At 68.6% G+C, this 15,394-nt stretch carries 20 protein-coding genes; 11 read left to right on the plus strand and 9 right to left on the minus strand.

Features of this window, described 5'->3' with window-relative positions:
• Window positions 1-4: 4 nt before the first annotated feature.
• Genes CDO81_RS18415 through CDO81_RS18425 form a run of 3 tightly spaced genes read right to left on the minus strand, consistent with a single transcriptional unit; the run spans window position 5 to window position 2,208 of the window.
• A complete protein-coding gene (locus CDO81_RS18415) occupies window positions 5-451 on the minus strand; it encodes a hypothetical protein (RefSeq protein WP_088484685.1) in 447 nt (148 codons plus the stop codon).
• A gap of 20 nt (window positions 452-471) precedes the next feature.
• Window positions 472-1,434: an aldo/keto reductase gene (locus CDO81_RS18420; RefSeq protein ID WP_088484686.1), complete on the minus strand. Its 963-nt coding sequence runs from the start codon at window positions 1,432-1,434 to the stop codon at window positions 472-474.
• A 12-nt stretch (window positions 1,435-1,446) separates the two neighbouring features.
• Window positions 1,447-2,208 carry a tetratricopeptide repeat protein gene (locus CDO81_RS18425; RefSeq protein WP_088484687.1) on the minus strand — a complete coding sequence of 254 codons (762 nt, stop codon included), beginning with the start codon at window positions 2,206-2,208 and terminating at the stop codon, window positions 1,447-1,449.
• A 126-nt stretch (window positions 2,209-2,334) separates the two neighbouring features.
• On the opposite strand from CDO81_RS18425, the gene CDO81_RS18430 reads away from it, so the two are divergent.
• Window positions 2,335-2,664 carry a polyhydroxyalkanoic acid system family protein gene (locus CDO81_RS18430; protein ID WP_088484688.1) on the plus strand — a complete coding sequence of 110 codons (330 nt, stop codon included), beginning with the start codon at window positions 2,335-2,337 and terminating at the stop codon, window positions 2,662-2,664.
• Between the two features lie 193 nt (window positions 2,665-2,857).
• On the opposite strand, the gene CDO81_RS18435 is transcribed toward CDO81_RS18430, so the two are convergent.
• Window positions 2,858-3,109 carry an acyl-CoA-binding protein gene (locus CDO81_RS18435; RefSeq protein WP_088484789.1) on the minus strand — a complete coding sequence of 84 codons (252 nt, stop codon included), beginning with the start codon at window positions 3,107-3,109 and terminating at the stop codon, window positions 2,858-2,860.
• 119 nt (window positions 3,110-3,228) lie between these two features.
• Between CDO81_RS18435 and CDO81_RS18440 the strand changes: the two genes are divergently transcribed.
• The 5 genes from CDO81_RS18440 (at window position 3,229) to CDO81_RS18460 (ending at window position 7,597) form a co-directional block, all read left to right on the plus strand.
• Window positions 3,229-4,647: a wax ester/triacylglycerol synthase family O-acyltransferase gene (locus tag CDO81_RS18440; RefSeq protein WP_088484689.1), complete on the plus strand. Its 1,419-nt coding sequence runs from the start codon at window positions 3,229-3,231 to the stop codon at window positions 4,645-4,647.
• Window positions 4,648-5,231: 584 nt separating this feature from the next.
• Window positions 5,232-5,657 carry an Rrf2 family transcriptional regulator gene (locus CDO81_RS18445; protein ID WP_088484690.1) on the plus strand — a complete coding sequence of 142 codons (426 nt, stop codon included), beginning with the start codon at window positions 5,232-5,234 and terminating at the stop codon, window positions 5,655-5,657.
• Between the two features lie 49 nt (window positions 5,658-5,706).
• Window positions 5,707-6,144 carry an Ohr family peroxiredoxin gene (locus tag CDO81_RS18450; RefSeq protein WP_241517056.1) on the plus strand — a complete coding sequence of 146 codons (438 nt, stop codon included), beginning with the start codon at window positions 5,707-5,709 and terminating at the stop codon, window positions 6,142-6,144.
• 10 nt (window positions 6,145-6,154) lie between these two features.
• On the plus strand, window positions 6,155-6,880 hold the full coding sequence (locus CDO81_RS18455; protein WP_088484692.1) for an SDR family oxidoreductase: 726 nt from the start codon (window positions 6,155-6,157) through the stop codon (window positions 6,878-6,880).
• A gap of 33 nt (window positions 6,881-6,913) precedes the next feature.
• The gene (locus CDO81_RS18460) at window positions 6,914-7,597 is read left to right on the plus strand and encodes a nuclear transport factor 2 family protein (protein ID WP_088484693.1); all 684 of its coding nucleotides are present in this window, start codon (window positions 6,914-6,916) and stop codon (window positions 7,595-7,597) included.
• Between the two features lie 201 nt (window positions 7,598-7,798).
• On the opposite strand, the gene CDO81_RS28170 is transcribed toward CDO81_RS18460, so the two are convergent.
• The 4 genes from CDO81_RS28170 to CDO81_RS18475 form a co-directional block, all read right to left on the minus strand.
• On the minus strand, window positions 7,799-7,972 hold the full coding sequence (locus CDO81_RS28170) for a hypothetical protein (RefSeq protein WP_158218345.1): 174 nt from the start codon (window positions 7,970-7,972) through the stop codon (window positions 7,799-7,801).
• Between the two features lie 86 nt (window positions 7,973-8,058).
• Window positions 8,059-8,400: a hypothetical protein gene (locus CDO81_RS18465; protein WP_088484694.1), complete on the minus strand. Its 342-nt coding sequence runs from the start codon at window positions 8,398-8,400 to the stop codon at window positions 8,059-8,061.
• Window positions 8,401-8,534: 134 nt separating this feature from the next.
• Window positions 8,535-9,308: a tetratricopeptide repeat protein gene (locus CDO81_RS18470; protein WP_088484695.1), complete on the minus strand. Its 774-nt coding sequence runs from the start codon at window positions 9,306-9,308 to the stop codon at window positions 8,535-8,537.
• 10 nt (window positions 9,309-9,318) lie between these two features.
• Window positions 9,319-9,978 carry a TetR/AcrR family transcriptional regulator gene (locus tag CDO81_RS18475; protein ID WP_088484696.1) on the minus strand — a complete coding sequence of 220 codons (660 nt, stop codon included), beginning with the start codon at window positions 9,976-9,978 and terminating at the stop codon, window positions 9,319-9,321.
• Between the two features lie 60 nt (window positions 9,979-10,038).
• Here CDO81_RS18475 and CDO81_RS18480 point away from each other — a divergent pair, with 60 nt between their 5' ends.
• The 5 genes from CDO81_RS18480 to hisD all read left to right on the plus strand — a co-directional run bounded on the left by CDO81_RS18480 (window position 10,039) and on the right by hisD (window position 13,987).
• A complete protein-coding gene (locus tag CDO81_RS18480; RefSeq protein WP_088484697.1) occupies window positions 10,039-10,959 on the plus strand; it encodes an ABC transporter ATP-binding protein in 921 nt (306 codons plus the stop codon).
• Window positions 10,956-11,711, plus strand: coding sequence for an ABC transporter permease (locus tag CDO81_RS18485; protein WP_088484698.1), 756 nt, complete (start codon window positions 10,956-10,958; stop codon window positions 11,709-11,711). The genes CDO81_RS18480 and CDO81_RS18485 overlap by 4 nt, the downstream gene beginning before the upstream one ends.
• Window positions 11,712-11,787: 76 nt before the next feature.
• Window positions 11,788-12,027, plus strand: a complete 240-nt coding sequence (locus CDO81_RS18490) for a BolA family protein (protein ID WP_088484699.1) — start codon at window positions 11,788-11,790, stop codon at window positions 12,025-12,027.
• Complete coding sequence (gene hisG / locus CDO81_RS18495) at window positions 12,024-12,683, plus strand: ATP phosphoribosyltransferase (RefSeq protein ID WP_088484700.1); 660 nt, start codon at window positions 12,024-12,026, stop codon at window positions 12,681-12,683. The genes CDO81_RS18490 and hisG overlap by 4 nt, the downstream gene beginning before the upstream one ends.
• Window positions 12,680-13,987, plus strand: coding sequence for a histidinol dehydrogenase (hisD, locus tag CDO81_RS18500; protein WP_088484701.1), 1,308 nt, complete (start codon window positions 12,680-12,682; stop codon window positions 13,985-13,987). Before hisG ends, hisD begins: the two co-directional genes overlap by 4 nt.
• Window positions 13,988-13,991: 4 nt before the next feature.
• On the opposite strand, the gene CDO81_RS18505 is transcribed toward hisD, so the two are convergent.
• Window positions 13,992-15,305, minus strand: coding sequence for a GNAT family N-acetyltransferase (locus CDO81_RS18505; RefSeq protein ID WP_088484702.1), 1,314 nt, complete (start codon window positions 15,303-15,305; stop codon window positions 13,992-13,994).
• Window positions 15,306-15,394: the final 89 nt, after the last annotated feature.

Consider the following 15,394-nt stretch of genomic DNA (forward strand, 5'->3'; position numbering starts at 1 on the left):
GCCTTCAGCCGGCTCGCCGCCGGCGCTCACGCCGCGTCGGTAGCCAGAGGACGGCTGCCGTGGTGAGGGACAGCAGCGTCCACAGACCTGCGAAGACGTAGTGTGGCCAGCGCAGCTCACCAGCCGGCACGCGGCAACGGCTGGCGGTGTGCCGGCTGCACAGCAGGACGACCGGCTCGCCCAGCCGCGGCAGTTCGCTGGCGACGAGGGGCTCTTCGAGCCTGAAAGGTGTGCCGCCCGCGACGGGCTGGAAGGTCGGTCTGAATCTGGGCCGGCTGGTCTTGCGTTCGAGCGGACCCGCGTCGACCATGACGGCCTCGATCTCCTGCACATCGCCACGCAGGAAGTCGGCATCCTGCTGCCAGAGCCCCAGGTTCATGCCGGCTGCGACCAGCAGAAAGGGCAGCGGAAACAGGGCCTCGGCCCAGCGCAAGCGGGTGTGCAGCGCCATCCCGGGTCAGCACGCAGGCGTCACGGCAGCGCCTGACCGCGCGCGGTCACGTAAAGGCGATACCACTCCTCCCGGCTCAGCGTGATGCGGGTGGCATCGGCGCAGGCGCGGATGCGGTCCGCGTTGCCGGTGCCGATGACGGGCTGGATGCCGGCCGGGTGGCGCAGCAGCCAGGCCAGCAGCACGGCGTTGGGGGTGGTGCGGTGGGCTTCGGCGATCTCGTGCACGGCTTGGGCAGCGGGCGATGCCGCACGGTCGTTGAAGCGGCCCTGCGCCAGCGACCCCCAGGCCTGCAGCTGCACGCCGTGTTGCTGCGCGTACTCCAGCGTGCCGGCCCAGGCGGCCGCGCCGGGGCGCGACACGGCCTGCGGGTCGTTGAAGGTGGTGCCGGCGTCGAAGGCGTCGAGCTTGGCCAGGCTCAGCTCCAGTTGGTTCACGACCAGCGGCTCGCCCAGGGCGGACTGCAGCCAGCGCATCTGGCCCGCGTGCATGTTGGACACGCCGAGGTGGCTGACCTTGCCCGCCGCCTTGAGCCGTGCGAAGGCATGCGCGATCTCGGCGGGCTCCATCAGCGCGTCGGGGCGGTGCAGCAGCAGGATGTCCAGCCGCTCCACGCCCAGGCGCTGCAGGCTGCCGTTGACGCTGGCCTCGATCCAGTCGGCACTCAGGTCGAAGCGGCCCACGTGGTGTTCATCGGCGAAGCGGATGCCGCATTTGCTCTGCAGCCGCAGGCGCTGGCGCAGCGAGGGGTTGCGGCGCAGCACCTCGCCGAAGACGGCCTCGGCCTTGCCGCGGCGGTAGATGTCGGCGTGGTCGAACAGGGTGATGCCGATGTCCAGCGCGGCGTCAATGGCGGCATGGGCCTGCGCAATGTCGCCCTCGGTGATGGGCCCGCCATTCCAGTCGCCGCCCAGGGCCATGCAGCCGTAGACGAGGGGGCTGGCGTCAATGAAATGGGTACGCAGGGGCAGGGCGGCAGGCATGGTGGGCAAGGGTCAGGCGATGGAGGTGGGGCCGGAGTCAGGCGCGAAACCGCGCGAGCCCCGGTGTTGAAAAACGGCAGCGAAGACGGCCGAGGCCAGCGCGGCCAGGCCGCCCATGCGGGACAGCAGGCGCTGGCGCTGTTGCCGCATCAGCATGGCTTTGCGGGCCGGTTCGTGGCGCAGTTCCAGCCGGCGGGCAATGTCCTGCTGGCGGGTGTCGAGGATGTGCGCAAGCGCGCTGCCGTCGGCCAGTTGACGGGCCAGTTCGCGCACCGGGCCGAGCTCGCGTTGCTGCACGCGCAGGCCCGGCGCCTTCAGTGGGCTGCCCAGCAGGCGGGCGCGCAGGAAGAGGGCCTTGGCCGCCAGGCGGTCGGGCTGGCAACCCCAACCGGCGTCCAGGCAGCTGGCGAGATTGAAGGTGGCATCGGCGTGCCCGCGGGCGGCCGCGGCCTGGTACAGCGCCACGCCGCGCGCGGCATCGGGCTCGCCGCCCCAGCCCGACACGAGGGCGCGGCCGAGGTGGAACTGCGCCAGCAGGCTGCCCTGCGCCGCCGCAACTTCCAGCTCGGCGCGGGCCTGCGTGACGTCGCGCGGCAGGCCCAGGCCTTCGAGCCGGCAAAAGGCGAGCAGCGCCCGGCCCTCGTTGTCGCCGGCGTCGGCGGCCTGCATGAACCAGTACACGGCCTGCTCATGGTCGGGCTCCCGCGCATTGAAGTGCAGCAGGCCTTCGCTCAGAGGGTCGAGGCGTTGGGGTTCGAGGTCATCGGGGCGCATGGTTCCTCCCGCACTCGGGCGCGTGGCCCGGCGTTTGGCGGCGAAGTATGCGTGCAATTGGCGCCGGGCCGGCACAGGGTTGGCGCGGGCGTTAGAGTGCGCTCCACGTCACAAGGAGGGCCGCCGATGGCCGAGATCCGCATTCACCGAGAGCACGCCCTGGGCCTGAAGAAGGCCCGCGAGATCGCCTGGCAATGGGCCGAGCAGGTCGAAGAGAAGTTCGACATGGATTGCACCGTCGTCGAGGGCGACGACGAAGACACTGTCGAGTTCACGCGCTCCGGCGTGAAGGGCGTGCTGACGGTGGCCGCTGACCACTTCGAGCTGGTGGCCCAGCTCGGCTTTCTGCTCGGCGCCTTCAAGGCCACCATCGAGACCGAGATCCAGAAGGAGCTCGACACCCTGCTGGCCGACAGCGGCAAGAAGAAGGCGCCTGCCAAGAAGAAGGCAGGCTGACCCGCACGTAGGTCTCGCGCCCGGTCTGGCGCCGAGGACGGGCGGCACCTCGCATCGTCGGCCGAGCGCCGGGCCGCTCCCAAGCCGGCCGGCGGGCGATGTGCTTGGCGGCCACGCCGTCAAGCATCGCCGTCCCCTCGGGGGACCGACTGGGCTGGCCGCGTTCAGCAGGCCAGCCCGGGCGAGGGGCGTCTTACTTCAGCGATTCGATGAGGTCGATGTACTGCTGCATCGCCTCGTCCTGCGACGTGCCCTTGAGCTCGTTCCAGGCGTCCCACTTGGCACGGCCGACCATGTCGGTGAAGCCGGGGCGCTTGCCGTCCACGTCGCCGCTGCTGCCCTGCTTGTACAGGGCGTAGATCTTCAGCAGCGTCATGTTGTCCGGCCGCTCGGGCAGGTTCTTGGAGTCGGCGACGGCGGCTTCGAATTGGTCTTTCAGGCTCACGGGGTTCTCCAGGCTGATCGGGGGCGCGAATCTCATGACAATCGCACCACGGGCCGCATGAGTTTAGGCCCGCCCAACAACGATTCGGAGGAGACGCCGTGGCCCCGTTGAGCGAACGCATGTCCAAGGTGGACACGGCCTGGCTGCGCATGGACACCGAGGCCAACCTGATGATGATCGTCGGGGTGTGGTCCATCCGCCCGGGCATCACGCTGGCGGCGCTGCGCGAGCGCGTGGCCGAGCGGCTGCTGCAATACCCGCGCTTTCGCCAGAAGGTGGTGGAGGACGCGCTCACCGGCGCGCAGTGGGTGGTCGACAAGGACTTCGACATCGCCCGCCATGTGGTGGCGGAGGTGCCGCTGCCGCTGCGCGGGCAAAGCCGCGACGAGGTGCTGCGCGAACGCGTGGGCGAGCTGTGCTCGCAGCCGCTGGACCCGGCGCATCCGCTGTGGCAGTTCCAGCTCATCGAGGACATGGGCGACGGCAGCAGTGCACTCATCGCCCGCATCCACCACTGCATTGCCGACGGCATCGCGCTGATCGCGGTGATGCTGTCCATCACCGACGGCGGCAAGGCGCCGCCGCAGCGCAAGGTGCGCGAGCCCGAGCCGCACCACGAGACCGACTGGCTGCTCGACGCCTTCCTGCGCCCGATGACCAACATGACCGTCAAGGCCATCGGCATGACAGGCAAGGGCATGGCCAAGGGCGTGGACCTCGCCTTGCACGGCACGACCCCGATGGACTCGTCACTGGAGATGGCCCGCATGGGCTACCAGGCGGTGTCCGATGTGGCGGCGTTTGCGCTGATGCCCGACGACTCGCACACCCGGCTCAAGGGCAAGCCCGGCGCGCGCAAGACCGTCGCCTGGGATGACCGCCTGGCGCTGGACGAGGTCAAGGCCGTGGGCAAGGCGCTGGGCGCTTCCATCAACGATGTGCTGCTGGCCTGCGCGGCCGGTGCCATCGGCCAGTACCTGTCCGACCGCGGCGAAGACCCGGCCGGCAAAGAGATCCGGGCCATGGTGCCGGTCAATCTGAGGCCGCTGGAGCAGGCCTGGCAACTCGGCAACCGCTTTGGCCTCGTGCCGCTGGTGCTGCCCATCGGCATCGCCAACCCGGTGGAGCGGCTGTTCGCGGTGCGTGCGCGCATGAACGAGCTCAAGGGCAGCTTCCAGCCGGTCATGGCCTTCGGGCTGCTGTCGGTGGCCGGGCTGCTGATCAAGCCGGTGCAGCACGCGATGCTGAACGTCTTCGCCAAGAAGGCCACGGCCGTGATGACCAATGTGCCGGGGCCGGCCGAGGCGCTGAAGTTCTGCGGCTCGACGGTGGAGAAGGTGATGTTCTGGGTGCCGCAGTCGGGCGACATCGGCGTGGGCGTCAGCATCCTGACCTACGCCGGCCGCGTGCAGTTCGGCCTCATCACCGACACCGGCCTGTGCCCCGACCCCGAGGCCATCGTGGCCAACTTCGCGCCGGAGTTCGAAAAGCTGTTGCTGCTGTCGCTGATGCTGCCCTGGGGGCAGGACGGGGCTTGAGCCCGAAGTGGGTGGGGAACGGGTGGGCGGCTGCGGTAGCAAAGGGTTGGACGGGGGCGCTTGAATTGGCTGCTTTAGGCTGATCTCGGTCGTTCTCGGTTAGGGATTCAGCAGCAGCTATCGCCAGGAACGGTCATTCAAGCTGTCGCACGCTGGCCGGGAGCTACCGCTCTGGAACCGGGCGATCGGTCCGGCGTATGCGCGCGCGAAACCAGTGACGGCTTTGCAGATGAGTGACCATCACCACCCTCGGCGAGCAGGGCGCGCCTGCAAAGCGCGCCGCCCAATTCCGGCAGTATCGGGACGCGCTGGCAGCATAGGCCGTGCAGTTCTCGCATTTGATCGACAAGCTGGATGGGCAACGAAGCCGCAAAGTGCCGGATCCGTCGGCGGGCCATCGGCGGCTCGCATTGCGGCATGACATTCTGCGCATGGAGGCTGCAGTGCAGTGGCTCGACGAAGTAGCGTCGGTCCCTGAGGTGCACCGCTGAAGTGACTGTCGTCGGCAGAACGAGCGGCGGAACGGCCAAGGCCAAACACCCCGGCTTGACAGGTGGATATTATGTGCTTACATTGAGCACATTATGAGTTCCACCAACAGCCGCTTCCGCACCGCGATGCATGCACTCGCCGTCATCGCCTACGTCGAAGGCCAACAGGCCACGTCTGACCAGATCGCCGCCAGCGTGGCGACCGACGCCTCAGTCGTCCGCCGCTTGCTCTCGGCTCTGCGCGAATCCGGCCTGGTGCAGACCGTTGGGGGCCGTTTCGGCGGCTATGCACTGGGCCGCTCCTCCGCGCGGATCAGCTTGCTGGACGTGTATCGAGCCGTGGGACCGGACACCCTGTTTCCAATGCCCGACCGCAAGCCCAACGCCGACTGCCCTGTTGGCGCACGCATCCACGGTGTCCTCGACGATCCGCTCGACGCCGCCCACGCGGCGCTCGAGCAACGGCTGGCTGCCACCAGCCTGGCCGATGTCATGCAACGCATCCTGGGGGCAGGCTGAGCCCCTTTTTTTTGACCTTAACTGTGTCTATATCAGCCACATTACACCCATGTCTTCCATCCATCACCCGGAGATCCCGATGAAGAACCTCTACACCGCCCACGTCCAGGTCACCAGCGGCCGCGACGGCACCGCCACTTCCTCCGACGGCAGGCTCGACCTGCGGCTGGGTTTCCCGAAGGAACTCGGCGGTGCCGGCGACGCCGCCAACCCGGAGCAGCTTTTCGTGGCCGGCTATGCCGCGTGCTTCGCGAGTTCCGTGAAAGCGGCTGCGGCCAAGCTGCAGGTGCCGGCGGCTGCGGTGCGGGTCGACGCTTCAGCCACGCTGTCACTGCGTGACGACGGCTCTTACCTCGTGTCGCACGTCTCGCTGCAGGTGCACGGCCTGAGCGAGCGCGCCGATGAGGTCATCGCCGAAGCGCGTCGCATCTGCGCGTACTCCAACGCCACCCGTGGCAACACGGTCACCGATGTGACGCTGGCCTGAGGAGAACGCCGTGACTCACCTTCAAGACCAACACATCATCGTCGTCGGCGGCAGCTCCGGCATCGGCCTGGCCGTCGCTGCGACGGCCTTGCGGGCGGGTGCCCGCGTGTCGATCATGGCCCGCTCCCGGGCCCGCCTGGACCGGGCCCGACAGCAGCTGGATGCGGGCGATGCGCTGCAGACGGTGGCCGTCGACGTGACCGACGAGTCGACCGTGCAGCTCGCCTTCGCCGGGCTGCCTGCGCCGGACCATGTCCATGTGTCGGCCGCGGGCTTTGTCGGCGGCTCGGTGCTGGGCACCCCGATGACCGAGTTGCGTGCTGCGCTGGACGCGCGCCTGTGGGGCGCTGTGCACGTCGTGCGCGCCGCAGCACCGCGCATGACGGCGGGCGGCTCCTTCGTGCTGACCGGCGGCATCTCGACCGAGCGGCCGGCCAAGGGCGCCTGGCCGACGGCGGTCGCCACGGCCGCGGCCGAGCAGCTGGCGCGCTGCCTGGCGCTCGAGCTGGCGCCACTGCGCTTCAACGCGATCGCTCCCGGCTGGACCGACACGCCGATGTGGGACGGCCTGCTCGGCGCGTCCAAAGCCGACACCTTCGCCGCCGTGGCGGGGCGCACACCGACCGGTCGCCTCGTCACGGCCGACGAAGCCGCGCAGGCCGTGCTGCTGCTGATGAGCAACGCCTCGCTGAACGGCGAAATCCTCCACATCGACGGCGGGCTGCGCCTCGCTTGATCTCCTCAACATCCCTCAACGGAAAACCACACCATGAAGAACTTCCAACATCGCATCGCCGCGGCGACCGCCGCCATGGCCGTCATGGCCTCGGTCGCCCTGGCGATCACCCATCCCGCTCACGCGGCGGAGCCGGGCAAGCCGGCCAAGAGCCTGTCCACTGCCGCCTCCCAGCAACTGCTGCAACGCCTCGCCGACGAAAGCGCGCTGCGCGACCTGATGTATGCCTACGGGCGCGGCAACGACGAACTCTCCATCCATCACGCAAACCGCAAGCTGGCCAAGGAACGTGGCGCTGCGGAGTACAGCAAGGCGTTCACGCCCAGCACCCGCGTGGAGGTCTACGCCCTGGGCGGCGACAAAGCCATCGGCCAGCTGGTTGGCGTGCCGGCCTGGGTGGACTTCGTCGACCAGTACTACGGCGGCAACGGCTACAGCAGCACGCTGCACCTGATGTCCAACTTCGAGTTCGGATTCGACGGTCCGAACCAGGCCCGCATCACGGCCTATGCGTTGGCGCCACACTTCTTCCTGCGGGCCGCCGCCCGCGACAAGGCCAGCGCGGATACCGCGGTGGAGTGGATGCTGTGCCGCTATGCCGCCCTCGCCGAGCGCCAGGCTGACGGCAGCTGGAAGCTGTCCCGACTGCAGATCAACCTGGAGGAGATGTCACGCGCAGCGGGCTTCTTCCCGGGTGGGCAGCGGGACGGGCGCTGAGGCGTGCCGAGGAAACATGTGGTGAATGCCGTCCCATCGAATGACGGCTCCGCAGCGGTCTGCTGACGATCGCAAACTGCTAGTGATCGTCAGCAACCGCTGCAAACCTGCCCCTGCCACGCAACCCGCGACGGCACCACACCGCCATCTCCCCTGCGCCCAGTCCACGCCTGCGCCCGACGACGGCCGAAACTGATCCGCCTACCTCGGCTGTCCCAACACCTCGGCCGTGAGCCGCACCCGCGCATACTCACCGCTCAGGTTGGCCAGCGCCAGGCGATGGATGTCTTCGGCAGAACGGGGCGTCCCGTCGAGGTCGGGGCGGTCGCAGGTGTAGCGGGCGTCTGCGACCACCGTGTAGTCGAACCCAGGCATCCTGCGCTGCGCACGCTGTCTGATCGCGCTCCGAAAAACAAAAGGCGCTCCGAGGAGCGCCTTCTTGCTGGGAACCCGTCCTGAGATTACAGGCGGAACGGCTCGGCCTTCTTCTTGGCGGTCGGGCGGCCGGCGGCGGTCGGGTAGGCGGCCATCACCTTGGCGGGGTCGGCCTTGGTGTCGAGGTAGGCGGCGTACTGGTCGTTGGTGCAGGGCAGCAGCTTGCCCGGCTTGGCTTCACCCTTGTACTTGCCGTTGGCGTACACGAACTGGTACTCGTTGGCGGCGACCGGCGTGCTGATGCTGCTGGTGTTCTCGTAGCTCTTGGCGCACTCGGCGCGCAGCTCGGCCTGTTCGGGCGTGGCGTTGTTGGCGGCCTGGGCAGCGAAGACGGTGACGGCAGCGAAGGCGGGGATCAGGAACTTCATGGCGCGGTCTCGGGTGGGGGGTGGCTGATGGATGCGAAGCTTACGCCCGGCGCCCGCGCGGCGCACCCCCGAAGGCGCGGGAGGGTGGTCTGTGACGCAGTTCACGGTCGGCCGGGGCTGCCGTGACGGAATGCTCACTCTTCGAGTTCTTCCTTGGCCAGCTCGATGTCCAGCAGCTCCATCGCATCCATCGCTTCGCAGGCCGCGGCGTCGGCGTAGAGCTGTTCGGCTTCTTTCATGCGCTTGTCGCCCTCCAGCATCACGAGGCCGTTGGCGCGCTCGATCATCGCGATGGCGCTGGTCGGGTTGAGTTTCAGGGCCTGCTCGAACATCTTCAGGCCCGTGGCCGTGTCGGCGCCCTGGGTCTTGCCCAGCAGCTTGCCGACCTTGTCGATCACCTCGGCATGGAAGGCGCCCAGCGCGATGTGGGCGTCGGCATGCTTGGGCGCGAGCTTGATCGTCGTCTCGAGCGCGCCCTTGACCTTGGTGCCCAGCCCCTGCGCCAGGGCCTTGGCCACGCTGATGCCCTGGCCGTAGCGGCCCAGCGCGTAGGCCTGCCAGTAGTAGGCGTTGGCGTTCTTGGGTTCCTCGGCCTGCTGGGCTTCCGCGCGCTCGGCGATCTCCAGGAACATCTCCAGCTTCACCTTCTCCTTCTTCTCGAGGTAGTTGGCGTAGATGCCCTGGGCCTTGTTGGCCACCGTGATGCCGGCGCCGCCTGCGGCCAGGCCAGCGTCGTACGCGGCCTGGAACTCGCCTGCGTGGAAGTGGATCCAGGCCTGCACGACATCCGCGTCCTTCGGGAAGGGCTCGGCGTCGCCGGCATGCAGGCGGGCCCAGTGCTTCTTCAGCGTGGCCGGCGTGTAGACGAAGGCGCTGTTGTCGTACGGGAAGGCGGTCCACTTGGCCATGGCTTGTCTCCTAGGTTGATTGGTATTGGCCGGCGAGTTTGAAGAGGTGGTCTTTCGACGCGGGCTCCAGGTAGGGTAGCAGCAGGCTCAGCGCATGGAAGGCGCCCCGCATCAGCGCCGCGCCGGCCCGGTCGGGCTCCAGCGCGTGGCGCGGGTCGCGCACGTATTCATAGCTCAGCCAGTAGCTGACCACCACCACCATCGCGTTCGCCGTGGGGGCGGCTTCGCGCAGGTCCATCTTGAGTGCGCCGCCCAGGTGCAGGCCCGACAGCACATGCCGCATGGCCTGTTCCTTGGCTGCGAGCAGACCCTGGAAATGCGTCTCCAGGCGCCGGTTCTTGAACAGCAGGTCGTTGAGGTCGCGGTACAGGAAGCGGTGCTTCCAGATCAGCTCGAAGAGCATGTGGAAGAACAGCCAGGCGTCTTCCACATGGCGCACGTTGTCGGCAGCTGCCAGCAGCTCGTTCAGCTCGGCCTCGTAGCGGCCGAAGAGGGCGTTGACGAGTTCGTCCTTGGCCGGGTAGTGGTAGTAGAGGTTGCCCGGGCTGATCTTGAGCTCGGCCGAGATCAACGTCGTCGACACATTGGGCTCGCCGAAGCGGTTGAAGAGGTCCAGCGTGACCTCCAGGATGCGCTCGGCGGTGCGGCGGGGGCGTTTGGGCGTGGGCATCGTGGGTCATTCTGTCAGCGTTCAGCGGGCGCGGAGGGCCGACTTCTAGAATCGCGCCCCATGCCGAATTCGACCTCCCCGCCCGCCATCTCCTTCGAGAACGTCAAGAAGACATACCGGGGAGGGCAGGTCAAGGCGCTGAACGGGGTCAGCTTCGACATTCCGTGCGGCGAGTTCTTCGGCCTGCTCGGCCCCAACGGCGCGGGCAAGACGACGCTGATCAGCGTGCTCGCCGGCCTGGCCCGGGCCACCGAGGGCCGCGTGCGCGTGATGGGCCACGACGTGGTGGACGACTACGCCGCCGCCCGCAAGGCGCTGGGCGTGGTGCCGCAGGAGCTCGTGTTCGACCCCTTCTTCAGCGTGCGCGAATCGCTGCGCATCCAGAGCGGCTACTTCGGCGTCAAGCACAACGACGACTGGATCGATGAGCTGCTCGCCAACCTGGGTCTGGCCGACAAGGCCAACGCCAACATGCGCCAACTCTCCGGCGGCATGAAGCGCCGCGTGCTGGTCGCCCAGGCCCTGGTGCACCGGCCGCCGGTCATCGTGCTCGACGAGCCGACCGCCGGCGTGGATGTGGAGCTGCGCCAGACGCTCTGGCAGTTCATTGCCCGCCTGAACAAGGAGGGGCACACGGTGCTGCTGACCACCCACTACCTGGAAGAAGCCGAGGCCCTGTGCCAGCGCATCGGCATGCTCAAGGGCGGTCGCCTCGTGGCGCTGGACCGCACCTCGCAGCTGCTGGCGGGCACGGCCCACACCATGCTGCGATTCAAGACGGATGTGGCGTTGCCGGCCGAGGTGGCCGCTCGGGCCCGCGTGACCGGGCGCATCGTGCAGGTCACGGCCCACGACGCCACCGAGGTGGAGACCACGCTCGCCACGCTGCGCGCGGCCGGCGTGCCGGTCGAAGACTTGGAGATCGGCCGGGCTGACCTCGAAGACGTGTTCCTCAACATCATGCAGGGAGAAGCCGCATGAACGGTGCTTCGACCCTCTTCAAGAAAGAAGTGCTGCGCTTCTGGAAGGTCAGCTTTCAGACCGTGGCCGCGCCGGTGCTCACCGCCTGCATGTACCTGCTGGTGTTCGGCCATACGCTGGAAGACCATGTGAAGGTCTACGAGACGGTCGGCTACACGCAGTTCCTGATCCCGGGTCTGGTGATGATGAGCGTGCTGCAGAACGCCTTTGCCAACAGCTCCTCCAGCCTCATCCAGAGCAAGATCACCGGCAACCTGGTGTTCCTGCTGCTCACACCGCTGTCGCCGCTGGCCTGGTTCGTGGCCTACGTGGGTGCGGCCATCGTGCGCGGCCTGGCGGTGGGCACGGGCGTGCTGCTGGTCACGGCCTGGTTTGCGCCGCCGGGGCTGGACAACCTGCTGTGGGTGCTGGTGTTCACCGTGCTCGGTGCCGGCCTGATGGGCACGCTGGGCCTGATCGCCGGCCTGTGGGCCGAGAAGTTCGACCAGCTCGCCGCCTTCCAGAACTTCATCATCATGCCCATGACCTTCCTGTCGGGGGTCTTCTACTCGGTGCACTCGCTGCCCGGCTTCTGGCAGGGCGTGAGCCATCTGAACCCGTTCTTCTACATGATCGACGGCTTCCGGCGGGGCTTCTTCGGCGTCAGCGATGTGTCGCCGTGGCTGAGCTTCGCGGTGGTGGCCTCCGCCTTTGTCGTGACGGCGGGCGTGGCGCTGTCCCTGCTGCAGCGCGGCTACAAGATCCGGTCCTGAAGCGGGCTTTGCGCGACGTCGAAAGGCGGCCGCGCCAACCGTTTCTACAATCACGGGTTTCCCAGAAGGACCCGTGATGGCCGACCCGACTCCCCTCGAAGTACGCGATTTCATTGCCGCAGGCCTGCCCTGCGCGCATCTGGAAGTCGAGGGCGACGGCCGACATTTCTTCGCGACCATCGTGTCGGCGGAGTTCACGGGCCTGACCCGCATCAAGCGCCACCAGCGCGTGTATGCGGCGCTGGGCGACCGCATGCGCGAGCAGATCCACGCGTTGTCGATGAAGACGCTGACGCCCGAGGAGTGGACGCAATGAGCGGCCTCACCCTCGCGCTGTCCAAGGGCCGCATCTTCGAAGAGACCCTGCCGCTGCTGCGTGCCGCGGGCATCGAGGTGCTCGAAGACCCCGAAACCTCGCGCAAGCTCATCCTGCCGACCAACCGCGACGGCGTGCGCGTCGTGCTGGTGCGCGCCAGCGACGTGCCGACCTATGTGCAGTACGGCGGCGCCGACCTCGGCGTGGCTGGCCGGGATGTGTTGCACGAGCAGGCCCTGGCCCAGGGCGGCTCGCACGGCCTGTACCAGCCGCTGGACCTCAAGATCGCCCGCTGCCGCATGAGCGTGGCCACCCGCGCCGACTTCGACTACGCCGCCGCCGTCAAGCAGGGCTCGCGCATCCGTGTGGCCACCAAGTACACCGAGATCGCCCGCCAGCACTTCGCCGACAAGGGCGTGCACGTGGACCTGATCAAGCTCTACGGCTCGATGGAACTCGCGCCGCTGACGGGCCTGGCCGACGCCATCGTCGACCTCGTCTCCACCGGCGGCACGCTGCGCGCCAACAAGCTGGTGGAGGTGGAGCAGATCATGGACATCTCCTCGCGCCTCGTCGTCAACCAGGCCGCGCTCAAGCTGAAGCGCGACACCCTGCGTCCCCTCATCGACGCCTTCGCGGGCGCCGTCGCCGCATGAGCCTCATCCGCCAACTCTCGACCGCTGCTGCCGACTTCCAAACCGAGTTCGAGCGCCTGCGCCATTGGTCGGCCGAGACGGACGCTGCCATCGAAGGCCGCGTGGCCGAGATCTTGGCCGACGTCCGCCAGCGCGGCGATGCGGCGGTGCTCGACTACACCGCGCGCTTCGACCGTCTGACGGTCGACGGCATGGCCGCGCTGGAGATCACGCAGGCCGATCTTCAGGAAGCGTTGGCAGCCATTCCGGCTGCCCAGCGCGAGGCGCTGCAGGCCGCCGCCAAGCGGGTGCGGGCGTATCACGAGCGCCAGCTCGAAGCCTCGGGCCGCAGCTGGAGCTACCGCGACGAAGACGGCACCCTGCTCGGCCAGAAGGTCACCCCGCTGGACCGCGTCGGCATCTACGTGCCCGGCGGCAAGGCGGCCTACCCGAGCAGCGTGTTGATGAACGCCATTCCGGCCCATGTGGCCGGCGTGCAGGAGATCATCATGGTGGTGCCCACGCCGGACGGCGTGCGCAACCCGCTGGTGCTGGCCGCGGCGGCGGTGGCCGGCGTGCACCGCGCCTTCACCATCGGCGGCGCACAGGCCGTGGCCGCGCTGGCCTACGGTACCGCCACCATCCCGCGGGTGGACAAGATCACCGGCCCGGGCAATGCCTACGTGGCCTCGGCGAAGAAGCATGTGTTCGGCCAGGTCGGCATCGACATGATTGCCGGCCCGAGCGAGATCCTCGTCATCGCCGATGGCACCACGCCGCCGGACTGGGTGGCCATGGACCTCTTCAGCCAGGCCGAGCACGACGAGCTGGCGCAGAGCATCCTGCTGAGCCCGGACGCCAGCTTCCTGGCCGCCGTGCACGCCAGCATGGAGCGCCTGCTGCCCACGCTGCCGCGCGAAGCCATCGTCCGCGCGTCGCTGCAGGGCCGCGGGGCGCTGATCCATACGCGCTCGATGGAAGAGGCCTGCGAGATCAGCAACAGCATCGCGCCCGAGCACCTGGAGATCAGCGCCGCCGAGCCGGCGCGCTGGGAGCCGCTGCTGCGCCATGCCGGCGCCATCTTCATGGGCGCCTACACCAGCGAAAGCCTGGGCGACTACTGCGCCGGCCCCAACCACGTGCTGCCGACGGCGAGCACGGCGCGCTTCTCGTCGCCGCTGGGCGTGTACGACTTCCAGAAGCGCAGCAGCCTCATCGAGGTCAGCGAGCAGGGCGCCCAGGTGCTGGGCGGCATCGCGTCGACGCTGGCGCACGGCGAAGGCCTGCAGGCCCATGCGCGCGCCGCGGAACTGCGGCTGAAGTAACAGCTCAGGCCGCGTCCACCGGTGCGGTCTTGAAGGGGCTGCGTTCCGGCGGCTCGTCGTGTTCTGCCGTCTTGGTGAGGGCGGTGGTGATCCAGTTCAGCGCCGACACCCGGTGGCGCACTGCGCAGCTCAGTGGCTCGGGCTTGGCGCCCATCTTGGCTTTGGGTTCGAGCGCGGTGCGGCCAAGGCTCAGACGCGACGAGCCGAAGGCGATCGCATCCTGCACGGTGGATTGCAGCAGGCTCAGGTACAGCGGCGCCTCGGCGTTGGCGGCGCGGTCATAGCCGATGTAGTAGCCGAGCGTCGTGTCGCCGTCGTGCACGCTGGTCACGAACCCCAGCCAGCGGCCGTCTGCGTGCTCCGCCACCCGGCAGCGGAAGCGGGCGCCGAGCGCCTGCGCCATCGCCGGCAGATAGCCCGGTGTCAGCGTGGCCAGGCGCAGGCCCTGGGCGGCGTGCACCTGCCCGTAGAGGGCGTGCAACTCGTCGGCGCGCGCCTGCATCTCTGCGGCGCTGGCCTCGCGCAGTGTGACGCCGGCGGCCGCGCAGTCCTTCAGCAGCTTCTTGGCGGCGCTGCGGTAGCTGGAGGTCATGCTGGCCAGGTAGTCGTCCCAGCTGCGCCACTCGGGCCGCAGCGTGAGCACCATGTCGGGTTCGGTCTCGACGCTGCGGTAGCCGAGCAGGCGCAGCGTAGGCGGCACCGCGTCACCGGGCATGCCCAGGTCCTTGATCAACGCGAGGTCGGACTGGCCATCGAGCTTGTCGGCGCGACGCAACCGGTAGATGGCTTCGCAGATGCCATGCCAGAGCTGCCCGGGGTCGGTGTCGGGCGCCAAGGCCATCGAGCGCGGCCCCCACACGAGCAGATTGCCGCAGACGAGCAGATGCTCCCGCAGCCCCGCCATGGGTGCGGCCACCAGACGCTGGCTGCCCGGCTTGCGCAGCTGCGCGCCGCCCACGGTGACCCGCTGCAGCAGCAAGGCCGCCACCGGGCGGCCGTCGTCGTAGGCCAGGGCATAGCGGGGCTCCAGGTTGTCGGGCGCATGCGCTTCCAACACCCGGAGGTAGTCGCGCGACAGGAAGATGGACTGGGTGGCGAGCTCATCCCAATGCGCCGGGTTCAGGAAGTCCACCCGGTCGGCCAGCGCCAGCTGCAGGCCCGAAGGCCGGCGGCGCGCCGCGCGCCGGGCCTTGATGTCGTGCAGCGCCTGAGCGGGGTGCACTGGCGCCGGCTTGAGCTTGCCCAGCGCACGGCCCGTGCGCTTGAGCTGGGCCGCAGCGGCCAGGAGGGGCTTCTTGACGAGTCGCGATGCGGACATCGATGCGCAGAGAGTGGTGAGACGCGCAGGCTAACCGAGTCTTGGGCTGAGGCTGGGCATTGCACTTGGCAGGCGATCGGCTACGCTGG

This window comes from Roseateles puraquae (assembly GCF_002205845.1).
Classification (GTDB): domain Bacteria; phylum Pseudomonadota; class Gammaproteobacteria; order Burkholderiales; family Burkholderiaceae_C; genus Pelomonas; species Pelomonas puraquae.